Genomic DNA, 15122 nt, shown 5'->3' on the forward strand with positions numbered 1-15122 from the left:
CCGGCCCATAGAATGCGCCCCATGAAGTCCGCCGCCATCGCTGCCATCGCCGTTCTGGTGGCGCTCCTCCTCACGGGCGCTTACTTCCTCGGCAGCCGCGGGGAGGAGAACGCGCCCATGGCGATCGGGAGAAGCGGAGGCTCTTCCACGGAAACAGATCGCCCGGCAGCGCTCGATGCGCTGGAAGTACCGGACCTGGAGGCCGCGAGTCCGGGCGCGCAGACGACTCGGACCGACGCCACCGAGGAGAGCATCGCGCGCAGCGGAAGCCTCACGCTCACGGCGGTGGACTCCGTCACAGGGGCAGCGATCCTGAAGTTCTGGGTGAAGCGATCCGGCACGGAAGACATGGCGTCCCCGGCCGCACCGGTGCTCTCCGATCCCGCAAGCGGCGAGGCCGTGCTGCCCGCAGCGTCGTGGGACGAGGACGCCGCCCTCGACTCTGCGGACTTCCTGGTGAGCGCGCCGCTCTACGAAGCGACGCTGGTGACCCTGGAAGGCCCCGGCGCCCGGGCTGCCTCCCGGACTCTGAAGCTGGCCCGCTCGTCGTCCATCGTCGGCGTCGTTCGCGACGGTGCCAGCGCGCCGCTCCCGGCCGCCCGCGTCACGCTCGAGTTCCTGGGATCTGTCCCGGGGCTCAGGGCGGAGACCAGCGAGCCGGTGCCGCTCCCCGACGCCTACCAGGGCCCGACCCTCCGGCGCTCGGATGACGCCGGTCGATACTCCTTCGATCAGCTGCCACCGGGGTCCTACCGGACGCGCGTGGAAAGGGACGGCACCTTGCACGTCTCCGATCCTGTTGCGGTCCATCCGGGTCGCTGGACCTTCTGCGACCACTGGCTCGACGAGCACGTGCGCGTCACCGTCCACGTCCTGGCGCCGGACGGGCATCCCGCCGAGGGCTCACGCGTCCTTCTTCAGCCCGCGGAATCGAGCGTGAGCGAGGGGCCGCCCCTGACGAAGCCGTCAGACGAATCCGGTGAAAGACTCGCGACGCGCTACACGGACGAGGAAGGGCGCGCCACACTGGGCCCTATCGGGGCCGGCCGCTACCTGGTCTTCATCCAAAGCGACGATGGTCAGGCAACGGCGCAGCCCCTTCAGGTCGACGATTCTGGCCGCTCGATCGTCGATCTAGAGTTTCGCCTCACCGAATCCGACGCGGGCCGCTGATGATCCGCGACCGCCGATGCTGCGTCGACCGAAGGGTGGAGCAGCTCCCTCTTTTTCTCTCTCCTGGACTCCCATGCTGACCAACAGAACGGCACCCGCACGCGCCACCTCCTCACGACTCGCGAATCTGGTTCCTGCCCTCATGGGGAGCCTGGTCCTCCTCGGTGGACTCGTCGGGTGCAACAGCAACGACGATAACAACAACGAAGATCCTCCGATGGACACCGGCCCCGGCTCGACGCTGAACGGAATCGTGACCGATGGCGCAGCCGACAGCATCGTCGCGCTCCCCGCTTCCGTGGACGATCGCATCGAAGCGGTCTTCGCGCGCTACACGCAGTTCACCGCGCCGAACGGATCCCGGATCCACTTCTTGAGCCAAGCGGGCGTCTCCGACGACCTGCTGATTCGAACACGCGGGCTCGTCCGTCAGCACCTCTTCGACGTGCCCGGCACGACGCTTGGCGCCGACAAGTCCGCCGCCGTGAACCGCGCCAGCGCCCGCAGCGCCACGTTCGTCCTGTACGAGAACGCCGCTTCCTACGATGACCTCGACGCCGACGTCATCGCCTTCAAGGCCATGTTCGGCGATCGCCTCGGCGACCTGGACGCGTCGACGATCGTGCAAGAAGGCTCTTCCTCCTACGCTCAGCCGTCGCCCGCCTTCGATCCGTCCATCGGCGCCACGGCTCGATTCGCCCTGGAGCAGGGCATCTCCGGCGGCATCCCGGCCTTCCAGACGGCGCTCGACGCCGCCACGACCAACGCGGTGACGATGTCGATCTACACCCCGAACGGCTCGACCCCCGCGGCCGAGATCGACGACGAATATCTCGCGCTCGCCCTCGCCACCTACTACGGCCTCTTCGGGCACGACCCGAACGGCAACGGCACCTCGGGTCTGAGCCAGGAATACGCCGTCCTCGACCGCGCCGATATGCAAACCGCGGATCCGATGATGTTCGCGCTGATCGAGGACTTCTTCCGACCGAACCATCGCTACTCGGCCTTCCTGGACACCACCTTCGCCGGTGAGTTCGAGATGGCCTTCGATATCGCCATCCCCTACACGTATCGCTCGCAGTACCTGGAGCGCGTCGGCATCCGCAACCCGGCCACCACCCGGATCAACGGCAACGACCTCAACAACATCTTCCTCGGCAACACGCTCGGAAGCACGTTCGAGGGCAAGGGCGGCGACGATGTGATCGACGCCCAGGCGGGAACGGATATCGCGATCATGAGCGGTCCCCGTGCCGAGTACACGATCACCAACCTCGGCAACAACGTCTTCGAAGTCGCGGATTCGGTCGGCGGCCGTGATGGCACGGATCAGCTCCGCGCGATCACCCAGGTGATGTTCACGGACATGACCATCACCCTGTAGTCGAGGTTCCCATTGGGTCCAGTAGCGGAGCTTGGGCGACGGCCCAGGCTCCGCTTTTGCGTTTCCAGATGAATCCTCCGCCCCTCACACTGGAATCCGATCGTTCGTACCGCATCATGACGCCATGGCCTTCGATCTCCGCGGCAGATACGCCCTCGTCACTGGTGCTTCCTCCGGCATCGGATTGGAGATCGCGCGTGGCCTGGGAGCGCGCGGAGCGCATCTGATCCTGGCTGCGCGACGTCGGGACCAGCTGGACGAGATCGCCGCCTCCATTGGCCGGTCGAACAGCATCAACATCCAGGTGGTGGACGTCGACCTCGCCCATCCCGAGGGACCGAGGACGCTGATCGAGATGATCGACGAGGAGGAGTCCCCGATCGACATTCTCGTGAACAACGCAGGCGTCGGACTCTTCGGCGATGGCCTCGACGCCGACTGGCAAAGGGAAGAGGCCATGCTGAGGCTGAACGTCCTCGCCGTCGCTCACCTGACGAAGCACTACGGCCGGTCGATGCGACTCCGCGGTGCCGGCCGCATCCTCCAGATCTCGTCGACGGCGGCGTTCCAGCCGTGCCCAGGCTACGCGGCCTATGCAGCCACCAAGGCGTTCGTCCTGCTGCACGCCGAGGCACTCGCCGAGGAACTGCGCGACTCCGGAGTCACGATCACAGCCGTGTGCCCGGGCAGCACGAACACGGAGTTCTTCGAGATCTCAGGGCACGAGCGGAATCAGCTGCAGGAAGCGACGAGCCTGGAGCCTGCGGAGGTCGCGCGCCTGGCCATCGACGCGATGCTCAAGGGGCGCCGTGTGAAAGTCACCGGTGCCGTCAATGCACTCAGCGCCTTCGGCGTACGCTTCCTGCCGCGACGCTGGCAGGCCTCCCTCACTCGCCGCGTTCTTTCCTGAGCGATCCCTTCCGAAGGTCCGCGAAACTCTTCACTGACGAATCCGCGAGTGGTGTCCCGTCGTCTATCCTGCGGACAACCATGAACCGACTCTTCGATCGCCTCCTGACCCTCACCGCGTCCTGCGTGGTCTGCCTCTCCGCTTGCCAGACCTACCGGCCCGTCCGAACCACCGTCGAGGTCGACTACGGGCGCGCGCTTCCCGTCGGCGCCGACGCGCTGATCCGCCTGGGCCCGGGGGATCCCGTGCCTGACCTCACCGGTTGCTGGGTCCGACGCGAGGAGATCCTCCCGGTGCTGGATCTCTCGCTCGCGTTCACGCGCAGCAAGCACGCGGCGCAGTTCTTTCCCATCGAAGGGATCAGCCAAGAACGGGCGATCCTGAGCCTGGAGCGCATGGCGGACCTGCTGGAAACCACCGCCAGCGCCGCGGACTTCCAGCGCGCCTTCGAGGAGGAGTTCGATGTCTACATGAGCGCGGGTTGGGACGGCCGCGGCGGTGGCGTTCTCTTCACCGGCTACTGCACGCCCCTCCTTCCCGGAAGCCTCCAGCGAACGGCGCGCTTCCAGTACCCGCTGCACGCCCTGCCGCCCGACCTCATCAAGGCCAAGGACGGCACGACCCTCGGCCAGGAGACCCGCGCGGGCCTGCGCCCCTACCCGAAACGGCGCGAGATCCTGAGCGATCCCGCCTACCGCAACCTCGAGATCGTCTGGCTGGAGGACCCGGTCGACGCGTACATCGCCCACGTCAACGGCTCGGCGTTCGTCGAACTCGAGAACGGCGACATCGCGCGCTTCGGCTACGCGGGCAAGAACGGTCAGCCCTACACCTCCCTCGGCAAGGCCCTCATCGAAGCAGGCGAGGTCCCCGCAGACGAGATGAGCCTCGCGGCCATTCGCCGCTGGGCCGACCGCACCGACCCCGCCCGGATCCAGGGCTTCCTCGACCGCAACGAGAGCTACGTCTTCTTCACTCCGATCAAGGGCAACCCGCACGGCAGCCTCAACCTGCCCGTCACCGCCGAACGGTCGCTCGCCACGGACAAGACTCTCTTCCCCCGCGGCGCCATCGTGTTCGTCGACACGGAGCTCCCGACGCCCCAGGGCGGGCTCGTCCCGTTCCAGCAGATGATGTTCGACCAGGACACCGGCGGTGCGATCCGCACCGCGGGCCGCGCCGACATCTACATGGGCGTCGGTCACCGCGCCGAGCAGCTGTCGGGCGCCATCCAGTCCCCGGGCCAGATGTACTACCTGTTCCTCAAGTGAGCGCCGAGATCGTCGCCGTCTGCCTGGGCAAGGGCGGCATCCCCAAGCACAGCGTCCCGAGCGCCCAGGTCGTGCAGTCGGGCCTCGTGGGCGACCGCCATCGCTACGAACTCCACGGCGGGTTCGACAGGGCGATCTGCTTGCTCTCGGAAGAGGTCTACGCGAGCCTACGCGAGGACGACGTTCGCTGCGAGACGCCGGGGACTTTCGGCGAGAACGTGCTCGCGCGCGGACTCGATGACGCTCGCCTGCGACCCGGCGATCGACTGCGCCTAGGCCCCGAGGTGGTCATCGAGATCTACGACATCCGGGCCCCCTGCACGACGCTGAAGAGCGTCGACCGGCGGTTTCCGGACCTGATGCTGGGGCGCAGCGGCTGGATGGCCCGGGTGATCGAAACGGGAGTCCTCGAGCCGGGCATGCCCATCGTACGAGTGGACACGGTCTGAACCCCGGAGTGGCTCGTAGTGGGAGCGAGCCGCCGAATTCGCGAAGATCCCGTGCGCTGGCTCGTGCGTCCTCCCTTACCTCCCCGAAGAGGCCTTTTACGGAGGACCCGAGCATGGGGAAACAACCACACATCACGCCGATCGGCTCGACCGATTCCGCTGGCAGCAGCGTCGCGGTCGCACTGCCTCCAGGGGAAAAAGCGCATGGTGACATCGTCGTCGAAGCGATCTCGGGACGAACGCGCCTCCTGATCGCCGCGGTCATGTCCGTCAATCTGATGCTGGGTCTCTGGCTGATCTCACGCGCGGACTTCTCGCAGTTTTCGCCGCAGGGGGCCGCCGAGCGCCCAGCCGCCACCGTGGCGCACTCGGCGCACGAGCCCCGGGACGCCCGGCTGGTCGATGGACGAATCGGCCGCGACTGACGATTGCGATTCGAAGCGAGCACCGGGCACCGCGCTGCACTATCTTCCTGGGCTCACCCGAAGGCCTTCTCCACTCCCCGATACGGGGCTGCACCATGTCCGAGTTCGAAGTCGTTTCCTACACCGTCGAGCCCGTCGAGGGCGACGACCAGATTGCCATCACCATCCACGCCTCCGACGGCAACAAGTGGGAGTACGGGGTACCGTTCAGCCGCTCGACCGGGCGCTACACCTTCGAGGAACTGGACGTGCTCGAGGTCGACTTCGGCGAGGAGTTCGCCGAGGAACTCTCCGACAAGCTCGATGCGGTGATGGCAGAGGTCATGAAGGACGCCTGAGGGGCGCCGCCCAGTCCCGCAGGTCGAGGATTGAGTGCAGCGGGTCGAGGATTCAGTCCAGCAGGTCGAGGATCTCGCGGGCCCGGCCCGCTTGCCCGGTCGCCGTCAGCGCCTCCGCGAACGCACGAAGCGCGGCCTCGTCCCCTGGATCGCTCTGCGCGGCCTGCTCCAAGGTGTCGACCGCACGCGCCTGAAAGCCGGCGCTGAGCTGGGCCTTCCCGAGCAGCGTCAGGGCGCGCGTGTGCAGCGGATCCTCGCGCACGACCGCCGTCAGCCACGGAATGGTCCTCGGATCGGGAGCGAGCGCCGCCGCTGCCTCCAGACGCTCGGCGGCGGAGAGTTCACCGGTGCCGATCGCGATGGCGAGCGCTTCGAAGGCCTCGTCGAAGCGCGCCGCCGCCGCGCCGTGCAGCCCGAGTTCGAAGAGCGAGCGGGCGTCGACGTCGCGCAGGGTTCCCGCAGCGCGCAGCCTCGCCAGGGAACCCTCCGGGCCGAAAGAGTTCGTGCCGGATTCGGACATCGGATCCGCTCCCACCAGCTCCGCCGCCAAGAGCCCGTGGCGCGCCAGCGAACTGGGCCGATCGGGCTCGATCCGAAGAGCCCGCGAGTACGCGTCGAGGGCGGCGGCCTCGTCCCCGATCTGTTCGTGGGCCCTTCCCAGAAGCTCCAGGATCTCCGCGTCCTCCGGCCACCGCGACTCCATCTGCAAGAGACGCGAGCGCGCCACCCCCGGTCGACCTGCGGCGCTGAGCGCCCGGACGGATTCGATGCCCGCGCGACGATCGGTTCCGCGCGAGTCGCGGTAGATGTCGCTCCAGAGGGAGACGGCATCGTTCCAGGCTTCGGCCCGGGTGGACGCCTCGGCGCGCAGCAGTCGGGGGTCGGCCCGCGGGGCCGACCGGCAGCCCACGGCGAGCGGCAGGAGCGCCCACGCCAGGAGCACGGGCCTCCGAGGGGTACGAAGAATCGACATGGAGTCCCAGCCTACGCGCTCGGCCCGCGTGAATTCCCCGCGCGGCGAACTTCCGAGCCGCTACCCTTCTCCCCTGCCATGGAAGAACTTCAGCCCCATCACCTGACGCGCCTCCGGATCGCCCTCGTGGCGCTGATCGCCGGCCTCGTGGTCGACGCCGTCGACCTCCAGTATGGCGACATCGACGTCCTTCACGACGCCGTGGCTGCCCTGCTCCTCGCGGTGGCGGGCTGGGGCCTCGGACAGGCGGCGGCCGCTTCGAAGACCGCTCCGGTCGCCCTGTTCTGGATCCCGGCGGTCGCCCTGGCCGGCGGGCTGATCGTGGACGCCTTGGGCCCGGGCTGGTCTGCCCACCGGGGCTTCCAGATGGGCCGCTTCGCGCTCTACGTCGGCGGCCTCGCCGCCGCCGCGTTCGGCATGGCGAAGCTGACCGCGGGCGTGGGCCTCTCCAGCAGCGTGAAGTGGCGGCGCGCCGGGCTCCAGTTCAGCCTGATGGTCCTGATCCCGGGCCTCCTGATCGCCCTGTTCCTGATGGCGCCCGCCCAGAACCTGCCGTTCCGCCACCACGTCGGGAAGCTGGATGGCTCCTGGTGGAAGACCGCGATCGGCTACGTCGCGATGGGGCTCGCGCTCCTGGCGACGTTCGACACCGTGATGGCGGCCTTCACCACGTGGCGATCGGCCGGGCGACGGACCTGATCCGCCGTCGCGGGCCCTACTGACCGATCGACCCTCCGGAGGTCGGCGCCAGGCCCTCGGCGCGCAGCACGACGAACGACACGTCCGGCACCGCCAGCGTGGCCGTCGGGGCCACGTCGCCGTCGAGCGAAAGCAGGTCGTCGAAGCGGGAGACCATCCCGTTCGCCCGGTCCGCGACCCAGAGGCTCGATCCGTCCCAGGCGAGCCCCGTGGGCTCATCGAGCCCCGTGCTGGCGCCCGCGATCCTCGACACGGTCGCCGTGAGCCCGGAGGCCTGGCTGGCTCCCTCGATCACGAAGATCGCGCCGTCGTTGCCCAAACCCGCGTCATCGCCGAGATCGGAGACGATCAGAAGGTCACGCTCCACGTCGTGAACGAGTCCGGAGAGATTCCTGGAGACCTGGCTGAGCCCCTGGGCATCGGCGGGATTGATCACGCGATCGGGTAGGGTCCCCGTGGAACCGGTGAACCCCTCGAAGCAGTAGATCGTGCCGTTGGAGACTGCGACATAGAGCGAATCGGCGCCGGCGTCGTAGTCGGTCATGGCTGGCTCGGCGAGACCGATCGCGAAGCCTCCTTCCACGAGATCGAGTGGGTCGGAATTCGGGGGGAAATCCTGTGCCCTCCAGATGCCTCCGTTGCTGCCGAACGTCCAGATCCCGGGCTTGCCCGGGTCGGACACGATCAGAAGGCCCCGCTCGTCGTCGATCTCGAGGGCGGTCGGCGCGACGGGCGTCGGGGCCGGGCTGAAGAGCAGCTCGATCCAGATCAGTCGATCGAAAGCGGGATCGTAGGTCACGTCCATGCCGGTGCCGCGCTCGAGGGCAAGTCGGTTCATCGCGCGGGTCGCCCCGACCGGACCGATGAAGCTATCCTCGATGCTGCTGGTGTACACCGTTCCCAGCATGTCGATCCCGAGGCCGCGGAGCGGCTTACCGGGATCGAACGCCGCCGTCGGCGGCCCCGACAGATCGGCCGGAGCCCGCAGGACTTCGCCGTTGACTCCACTCGGCGACGTGCCGAGCACGAGTTCGACGATCGGAGCCGCCGGAGAGTCGAGATCGCTGGCGGTGAGGTAATTCCGAACGGGATCGATCGGTTCCAGGGCGATCGCCGACGGCGCGAAATAGGAGCGCGTCGAACTCGGCGCAGCCTGGAATCGTCCGGCACCGCTGCTCGGGTAGATGAGCACACGTCGAGCCTCGCCATCGACCACGCGGAGGTAGCCATCCGCGGAAACAGCCAGGTCCACGGGCCCCCGGAGCTGCGCCGTCGCGCCCCCCATCACCTGGTCCGGAGCCACGGGGCCAGACGCCGTGCGTACGTCGTCGAAGACCAGAATCGAACCGTCCGTGCCGTTCTCTTCCGCGCCGAAGTCACTGACGACGAGACCCACCTCGCCGCCTGGGCCAGCGAGGAGCGCGATCCCGCGGAGGTCGGTGGAGAGCGGCGTGGTTCCGTCCAGGCTGGGGAGGATGGAGCCGCTCGGGCTGGCGGGGCGGAGTTCGAGGAACTGATCGAAGAACGCCACGGAGCCGTCCGCCTGCGTCACGTAGAGCCGATCCGAAGGCTCGTCGTACGCGAGGTCCCAAGGCGGCACGGGCGTCGTCGACTGGAAGATGGGCGGCGCTTCGCCGCCAGAGGTCATGGCGAACACCTTCACCGAGCTGTCCCCGGAATCCGCGACGAGGATGCGACCGGAACCATGGGCGAGCGCCACGGACCTCGGCTCGACGAGCGTCGTCGCGAAGCCTTCGATCTTGTGGTCGAACTCGCCGCTGAAACCTCCCTCTTCGTTCCCGAAGCTGCGCCGCGCCGCCTGACGAAGAACCTTGATCGAGGGACCGTTCAGCGCTCCTGGCGGACTCGCCTGGTAAAGGTTGCCGAGGTAGTCGAACGCCATGCCGCCGCTCGCGGCCGAGATGAGCTGCTGGTTCGGCGTGAGATCCGCGCTCCCCCTCAGGATAAAACTGACCTCCAGGCTGTTCGTTTCCGCCACGTAGGTTCGGACCGGCGCCCCCACGTCACCTGAACCTCCACCGCCGTCATCGCTGCTGCTACAGGACGCCACGAGAAGCATCGTCGACGCCATCAGCACCTCGAAGGGAGACAAAGAAGGCCGCTGGAACTCGGCGGACTGGCAGCGCGGTGAGCGTGGATGAAGCATGGCGGTTCGGAGGAAAAATCGGGGAGGAACCCTATCAGCTCCGGGGCCCCCGGAAGTTCGGCGCCGACTGCCTGATCGTGTAGATACGATTAATCCTCGCCCTGGATCTCCGCGAGCACCCGGCGCGCGGCGGCCTGATGGCGGGCACGGCCCCGCGCGGCTTTCTGGAGAGCGGGCACCGCCGCGTTTCCCATGCGACCGAGCGCGTGCACGGCGAGCTGCCGGGCTTCCTCGTCGCGGGATCGGAGCAGCGGAATCAGCGCCTCAGCGGCCGCGTCCGCGCCGCCGCCGAGCCTCCACGACCCCAGGGCAGCCGCTCCGCGCACCAGCGGCACCGGGTCCCCCAGCAGCGCTTCGATCGCGGACCGCGCGGACCGCACCTGACCCTCCGCGAGCTCGAACGCACCCTGGGCCCGCTCCTGGGGATCGTCGCTCGCGAGAGCGCCAAGAAGCGCCTTCCGCGCCGCTGCACTCAGTCCCACGGCAGCCCCACGAAGCGATCGAGCTTCTCATCCTTCCAGACGCGCGGGTCGTGGCTCGCCGAGTGCCCGCGGACGCGAAGTTTGCGCTCCTTGATCTTCTTGGATCGCGTCAGGCCCTTGAACCACTGACCGCCGCGCGCGATCCCGACGACGACGTCGAACTTCGCCTGGATGTTGTAGGCCTGGCGGATGTTGCGCCAGTTCGGGAGATAGTCCTTTCGAACGGGCGGGCTCAGCATCACGAGCCGGTCGATCTTCGCGCCGCGCTGCGTCGCCAGGCTCGCCACGTTCGCGCCGTGGCTGTGGGCGAACACCCGCACCGAGGCGGCGCGGTGACTGTTCAGCCACTGGCCGAGTTCCCGGGCTGCCCTGGAACGGCTCACGTCACTGTTCGAGCCGGACCAGCGGAAGGCGTCCTTTCTGTCGTAGAGATCCGCCAGCCCGAGATCGCGCCGCGCGTACTCGAAGAAATCGCCTCCCTTCCGCCACCACGTCCCGTCGCTGGCCCACGTCCCGTGGATCATGACGGTGATCGTGTCCGGAGGCCGAATGCCGACGGCCTTCTTGCGCGGCGGGCGACGGACCACCGCTTCGATTTCCACGTCGCTCCAGCTGTCGTCGGACTGACCTTCCTGACGGGCGAGCGCGATCGTCGCCGCCGCGAAGACGTCCTCGTCCGTCTCGATGGATGCGAGCGCCGCCCTCCGGATCGCTTCCAGATCCCCCGCGTGGTAGTCGCAGCCCGTCATCCGGTAGTAGGCGTCGATCAGCGCGACCTGCACGAGCGGAGAAACCCAGTCGAGGTACTCGTCCATCACGTCGATCGCCTCGTCGGGCAGGCTCGGTTCCAGGGCGAGGATCTCACAGGCGACCTCCTCGTCGGGACGGTCCGAGGCGAGCGCGTCCTTGAAACGCTGCAGGGGGCTTGGCTGGCTCATGCCCCCATCGAACGCGCCGAAGGTCATTCCCGCAAGGGACGAATCAAGCGCCGGTCGCGTGGCGCAAGCGCGCGCGCTTGGTGACGACCGCGCGTCGGCCCTCGTGGCGGACGCTGTAGCGCGCGGCGAAGTAGCCTCCGGAATCCAGCTGCTTGAGGTAGTCGAGGAGCCGACGCTTGCGATCCTTCGTCGCGGTCTTCACGACGAAGTGCAGCACGTTGCCATTCGTATCGAAGACGATCGAGCCGCCGCACCACAGCGTGGCGCGCTCCATGCCGAGGCGCTCACCGAGCTTCTTCGGAACGCGAACCTCGTGGGGCCAGGAGAACTCCAGCACGATCTCCTGGGGCGGGTAGTAGCGACCGGACGAGAGCTTCTTCGTGCGGTAGAGCCGCTCCAGGCGGAAGTTCACGTCGCGCGGGATCTCCAGGATCTCCCGATTGGAATCGAGGAATGCGTAGGCATCGGTCGGACTCGCCACGAGGCGATCGATGTCGTAGTCGCGCAGATCCGTGTTCCGCAGGGGTTTCTCGACCGTGAGGTCTCGGTTCGACTTTCCGATGCCGCGCTTGCGAAGCACCTTGACCAGCATCTCGCGGTACCCACGCGCGTCCAGCGGGTACGCGACCTCGTCCGAGCGGAGGATCGCCCGCGCGTAGTCGAGGTACGTCAGGCCGCACGGCGGGCAGTAGTCGAGGGCGCGCAGCATCATCCGGCTGGTGGTCTCGGCGGCGCCGATCAGCGCGCCGACGACGACCTGACCGTCGTCGAGCCCCTTGTCGAGCTCCTTCGCGCGGCGCTTCACCATGTCGCGGTAGAGCACGAGCAACAGGTCGTAGAAGGCGCCGCTCAGAACCTCCGAGTAGTCGTGTTCCTGCCACGTTCCGTTCAGGTCGCTCATCTTGCGCCGGTTGGCGGCCGATCGAAGCGGCTGATCGCCGTGGCCGCTGGAGCCGAACTCCAGCGCGATGTCGCTGACGAGGCTGCGCAGGTCGAGCTTCTCCTTGCGCTCCCTGACCACGTGCCGCACGACTTCTTTCATCGTGAGGGACGAAACCATGCTGAGCGCGTCGCCGAAGTACTCGTGGAAGCCCGCGACGTCGGGGCTCTCCAGCTCGTAGTAGAGCGGCTTCAGTCCGTCGAGCACCGCGTGCCCGAGTTCATGCGTGATGATGTCGTGGGACAGGCAGGAGTAGAGGACTTCCTCGTCGCCGTCAGCCCCGCCTCCGGCCCGGAAGTACCCGAAGTGGATCGCGCCGAGGTCGCGATCGTAGTACGCGTTCTGCTCTTCGAACGCGTGGGGTCGGATCACGAGTCGCCCGCCCGGGAAAGCCCAGGCGATCCGCCGGCCGAACATCCGCGCGTCCTCCAGGATCCCGAGCGTCCTCACGACGTGGGCCCAGACGTTGACCTGATGGTGGCGAAAGTTCTTGACCGGGTCGCCGCGGCCGACGCTGAAGCCGCCGCCACGCGCCAGCGGCTCCACGGGATCCGCCCAGACGTTCCCCTCCTCGTCCTCGTCGATGACCTCGACCCGAGCCGTCGTGGGCCCCGGCCCGAGCCAGGCCTCGCCGGGCAGCTTCAGCTCGATCAGCCCGAGCCCATCGGTTCGCGCGACGAGAGGGTCCTGGATGAACGCCTTCGCCTTGATCGGCGCGAACTCGCTCGTGGTGCTCTGGTAGCGAAAGGTCCGTGGGCGCGGCATCGAGAGCTTCCTTCAGTCACACAGAGTGAGCTTCAGCGCATTCGTTGAATCGACGCCGCTCGCTCCGGCCACGAGGCCCTGCAGGTAGAAGGTCGCGCCCGCCACCAACCCCGGCTGCAAAGATCCGAATTCCAGCGCGCCGGTGGAGATCCGCACGATCCCGTCCGCATGTGCGGCGATGGGCGCACTCAGTCGCGTGAGCCCGGCGCTCGCATCGATGCAGAGCGTGGCGCTCGCACCCGCGGGCGTCGAACCGGCGGCCCATCCGCCGAAGAACGTCAAGTGGCCGTCCGAGGGCAGTCCGTAGGCGGTCAGCGTCGCGTCCAGGAAGGGCGCGTCTCCGGAGCCCGTCGCCACGAGGTCGATCCCCGTTCCGCAGTAGGGCGTCGCCCGGCCGCCGTCGATGCGCCACGTCTCGAAGCGCGGCTTGCCGGGGAGCTGATGGAAGGGATCCGGGAATCCGCCGAACCAGGCGGCTTCGCCCCCGCCCAGGGCCCCGCCCAGGGCCACGTCGGACACATCGCCGGGCGTGCGCGTTTTCTCCATGAGGCGGTAGGCGCCCTGGAACCACTCGAAGACGCTGACGGAGCCGTAGCCGTCGTAGTGGTCACCGATCCCGATGACGGCGAAGCCGCTCCCCGCTTCCACGTAGGAGTCGTAGGGCGGGTTGTAATCGCGCGGCCCGCGCCCCCCTGGCATGCGCGGCAGGACGGAATCCGTCAGGCGAATGACCTGAACCGGCGCGGTCGCTCCGACGGATCCTCCGAATCCCACGTCGTAGACGGACGTGAACGCATCGTAGTGGGACCCCACGAGGACGCGTCCCCCGTCCAGCGCGACGGAGATACCGTCGGGGTAAGGCGGGCCGGTCGTCCAGATCGCCTCCCAGCCCGAGGGCCCGAACTCGAGGACCGTGGCCAGCCCGTTCGGCACGCCGTTCGGGGTGAAGTTCAGGAGAGCGAGCCGATCTCCGTCGAGGTCCATGCCCCGGTCGCCAGCACCACAGGCTCCTGCCAGCGGGGAGACATCCACCGATTGCCAGACTCCAGAAGCGTCGCGCTCGAGGGTCTGGAGCAGTCCGAACTCGGTGCTTCCCGGCAGCCGGGTCCTCGTCATGCTGATCACGAGGCGTCCCTGGTCCGCCACGAGGCTGAAGTTGAAGCCGAAGCCGATGGCGCCGCTGAAGGGCTGGAACTCCCAGGTCGGGTCGCCGGTCAGGCGCTGGATCTCGGTCCATTGGCCGGCGACTCTTTCGAGGACCACCACCTCGGTCGAGTTCTGGACCTCGATCGGGACGAACACGGTCTCCCCGTCGAGGGCGTAGTGGACCTCTCCCACGTTGGACTTTCGGAACGCTGTCGCACCCAATGACTCCGCAAAGACCACGTCCGGCTCACCCCAGTCTCCGCCCTGCGCCCGAGAGTGCAGGTACAGCGCACCGGTAGAGCCCCCCAGCGGGGACGCCTGGCGATGGCTGACTGCCACGAGCAGATCGCCACTGAGCTGCAGCCCACCAAACTGCTCGGCGTAGGGGAACTGGACAGAGTTCCTCAGGATGGTGAGCGGGACCGACTGGCGGGGCTCACAGCCAAACTGCTGAACCCAAGGGGCCGTCATGGCGGCGGCGAGAGCGAGACTGATCATGGCGGGCTGGGGCGGGAGAAGGGCGAGCCTGTTCACCCAGTCTATCGCACCCACGCCGTCCTGTGCGTCCGCCAGGACGCCCGGGCCCACCTCGGCGCCCGCAGGGCGCCGAGCCGCCCGCGCGAGGCTCGCCCTCGCGGCCCGTGCGGCGAGCACGCCCGTCCGGCGAGGACGCCTGCGCGGCGAGCGCCACGCGATGTAATCGCTATTTCACCGTCAGGTGAAATGCCAGAGATACTGCGCGCTGTTGCAGCGATAGGTCGGCCTGGCATTCGATGCATTGGCAGCAGTCCTGCCCGCCGCCGACTTCCCGATACTGACTGCCTGCCGTTCGCGCGAAGCGTCGAACGCGTGGGCTGAGGTCTCCCGCTGAAGACTTCGGTGCTGCCCGCTGACCGCCGCCCCAGGCGACTGCCCGAAACGGATCTGCCGACACGGACTGCCTGCCGTTCGCGCGCAGCGCCGAACGCGTGGGCTGAGGTCTCCCGCTGACGACCTCGGGGCTACCCGCTGGAGCGCTCGCCCGCAGGGGCGAGCTAGGCGGGTTGAGGTCTGAGCTCC

General features: G+C 68.0%; 14 protein-coding genes. 8 read left to right on the top strand and 6 right to left on the bottom strand.

What is annotated here, in order from left to right; translation table 11 throughout:
• Positions 1-21: 21 nt before the first annotated feature.
• The 7 genes from Poly30_RS26260 to Poly30_RS26290 all read left to right on the top strand — a co-directional run bounded on the left by Poly30_RS26260 (position 22) and on the right by Poly30_RS26290 (position 5953).
• Positions 22-1173 carry a hypothetical protein gene (locus Poly30_RS26260; RefSeq protein ID WP_419190697.1) on the top strand — a complete coding sequence of 384 codons (1152 nt, stop codon included), beginning with the start codon at positions 22-24 and terminating at the stop codon, positions 1171-1173.
• 73 nt (positions 1174-1246) lie between these two features.
• Positions 1247-2560, top strand: a complete 1314-nt coding sequence (locus Poly30_RS26265) for a hypothetical protein (RefSeq protein ID WP_145204866.1) — start codon at positions 1247-1249, stop codon at positions 2558-2560.
• A gap of 124 nt (positions 2561-2684) precedes the next feature.
• Entirely contained in the window at positions 2685-3470 is a 786-nt protein-coding gene (locus Poly30_RS26270) for an SDR family NAD(P)-dependent oxidoreductase (protein ID WP_145204869.1), read from the top strand.
• Between the two features lie 80 nt (positions 3471-3550).
• Complete coding sequence (gene mltA / locus Poly30_RS26275; RefSeq protein WP_145204872.1) at positions 3551-4741, top strand: murein transglycosylase A; 1191 nt, start codon at positions 3551-3553, stop codon at positions 4739-4741.
• Positions 4738-5190, top strand: coding sequence for an MOSC domain-containing protein (locus tag Poly30_RS26280; protein ID WP_145204875.1), 453 nt, complete (start codon positions 4738-4740; stop codon positions 5188-5190). The genes mltA and Poly30_RS26280 overlap by 4 nt, the downstream gene beginning before the upstream one ends.
• 113 nt (positions 5191-5303) lie before the next feature.
• Positions 5304-5615 carry a hypothetical protein gene (locus Poly30_RS26285; protein WP_145204878.1) on the top strand — a complete coding sequence of 104 codons (312 nt, stop codon included), beginning with the start codon at positions 5304-5306 and terminating at the stop codon, positions 5613-5615.
• A gap of 95 nt (positions 5616-5710) precedes the next feature.
• Positions 5711-5953 (top strand): hypothetical protein, encoded by a 243-nt coding sequence (locus tag Poly30_RS26290; protein WP_145204881.1) that lies wholly within the window; start codon positions 5711-5713, stop codon positions 5951-5953.
• Positions 5954-6005: 52 nt separating this feature from the next.
• Here the strand turns inward: Poly30_RS26290 and Poly30_RS26295 are convergent, their stop codons facing one another.
• A complete protein-coding gene (locus Poly30_RS26295; protein ID WP_145204883.1) occupies positions 6006-6926 on the bottom strand; it encodes a tetratricopeptide repeat protein in 921 nt (306 codons plus the stop codon).
• Positions 6927-7004: 78 nt separating this feature from the next.
• Here Poly30_RS26295 and Poly30_RS26300 point away from each other — a divergent pair, with 78 nt between their 5' ends.
• On the top strand, positions 7005-7625 hold the full coding sequence (locus tag Poly30_RS26300) for a hypothetical protein (RefSeq protein WP_145204886.1): 621 nt from the start codon (positions 7005-7007) through the stop codon (positions 7623-7625).
• A 16-nt stretch (positions 7626-7641) separates the two neighbouring features.
• Here Poly30_RS26300 and Poly30_RS26305 read toward each other — a convergent pair whose 3' ends face one another.
• The 5 genes from Poly30_RS26305 to Poly30_RS26325 form a co-directional block, all read right to left on the bottom strand.
• Positions 7642-9792 carry an NHL repeat-containing protein gene (locus tag Poly30_RS26305; RefSeq protein WP_145204889.1) on the bottom strand — a complete coding sequence of 717 codons (2151 nt, stop codon included), beginning with the start codon at positions 9790-9792 and terminating at the stop codon, positions 7642-7644.
• Positions 9793-9881: 89 nt separating this feature from the next.
• Positions 9882-10274, bottom strand: coding sequence for a HEAT repeat domain-containing protein (locus Poly30_RS26310; RefSeq protein ID WP_145204891.1), 393 nt, complete (start codon positions 10272-10274; stop codon positions 9882-9884).
• Positions 10265-11212, bottom strand: coding sequence for an esterase/lipase family protein (locus Poly30_RS26315; protein WP_145204894.1), 948 nt, complete (start codon positions 11210-11212; stop codon positions 10265-10267). The genes Poly30_RS26310 and Poly30_RS26315 overlap by 10 nt, the downstream gene beginning before the upstream one ends.
• Before the next feature lie 43 nt (positions 11213-11255).
• The gene (locus Poly30_RS26320; RefSeq protein WP_145204897.1) at positions 11256-12917 is read right to left on the bottom strand and encodes a gluzincin family metallopeptidase; all 1662 of its coding nucleotides are present in this window, start codon (positions 12915-12917) and stop codon (positions 11256-11258) included.
• 12 nt (positions 12918-12929) lie between these two features.
• Positions 12930-14717, bottom strand: coding sequence for a hypothetical protein (locus Poly30_RS26325; RefSeq protein WP_145204902.1), 1788 nt, complete (start codon positions 14715-14717; stop codon positions 12930-12932).
• Positions 14718-15122: the final 405 nt, after the last annotated feature.

The organism is Saltatorellus ferox, from assembly GCA_007751475.1.
Lineage (GTDB): Bacteria > Planctomycetota > UBA1135 > UBA1135.

Excerpts from the sequence above, each read along its gene's own strand:
- Poly30_RS26260 (WP_419190697.1), top strand. The coding sequence starts at position 22 with ATGAAGTCCGCCGCCATCGCTGCCATCGCCGTTCTGGTGGCGCTCCTC.
- Poly30_RS26320 (WP_145204897.1), bottom strand. The coding sequence starts at position 12,917 with ATGCCGCGCCCACGGACCTTTCGCTACCAGAGCACCACGAGCGAGTTC.
- Poly30_RS26305 (WP_145204889.1), bottom strand. The coding sequence starts at position 9,792 with ATGCTTCATCCACGCTCACCGCGCTGCCAGTCCGCCGAGTTCCAGCGG.
- Poly30_RS26270 (WP_145204869.1), top strand. The coding sequence starts at position 2,685 with ATGGCCTTCGATCTCCGCGGCAGATACGCCCTCGTCACTGGTGCTTCC.
- mltA (WP_145204872.1), top strand. The coding sequence starts at position 3,551 with ATGAACCGACTCTTCGATCGCCTCCTGACCCTCACCGCGTCCTGCGTG.
- Poly30_RS26285 (WP_145204878.1), top strand. The coding sequence starts at position 5,304 with ATGGGGAAACAACCACACATCACGCCGATCGGCTCGACCGATTCCGCT.
- Poly30_RS26295 (WP_145204883.1), bottom strand. The coding sequence starts at position 6,926 with ATGTCGATTCTTCGTACCCCTCGGAGGCCCGTGCTCCTGGCGTGGGCG.
- Poly30_RS26300 (WP_145204886.1), top strand. The coding sequence starts at position 7,005 with ATGGAAGAACTTCAGCCCCATCACCTGACGCGCCTCCGGATCGCCCTC.
- Poly30_RS26315 (WP_145204894.1), bottom strand. The coding sequence starts at position 11,212 with ATGAGCCAGCCAAGCCCCCTGCAGCGTTTCAAGGACGCGCTCGCCTCG.
- Poly30_RS26265 (WP_145204866.1), top strand. The coding sequence starts at position 1,247 with ATGCTGACCAACAGAACGGCACCCGCACGCGCCACCTCCTCACGACTC.
- Poly30_RS26290 (WP_145204881.1), top strand. The coding sequence starts at position 5,711 with ATGTCCGAGTTCGAAGTCGTTTCCTACACCGTCGAGCCCGTCGAGGGC.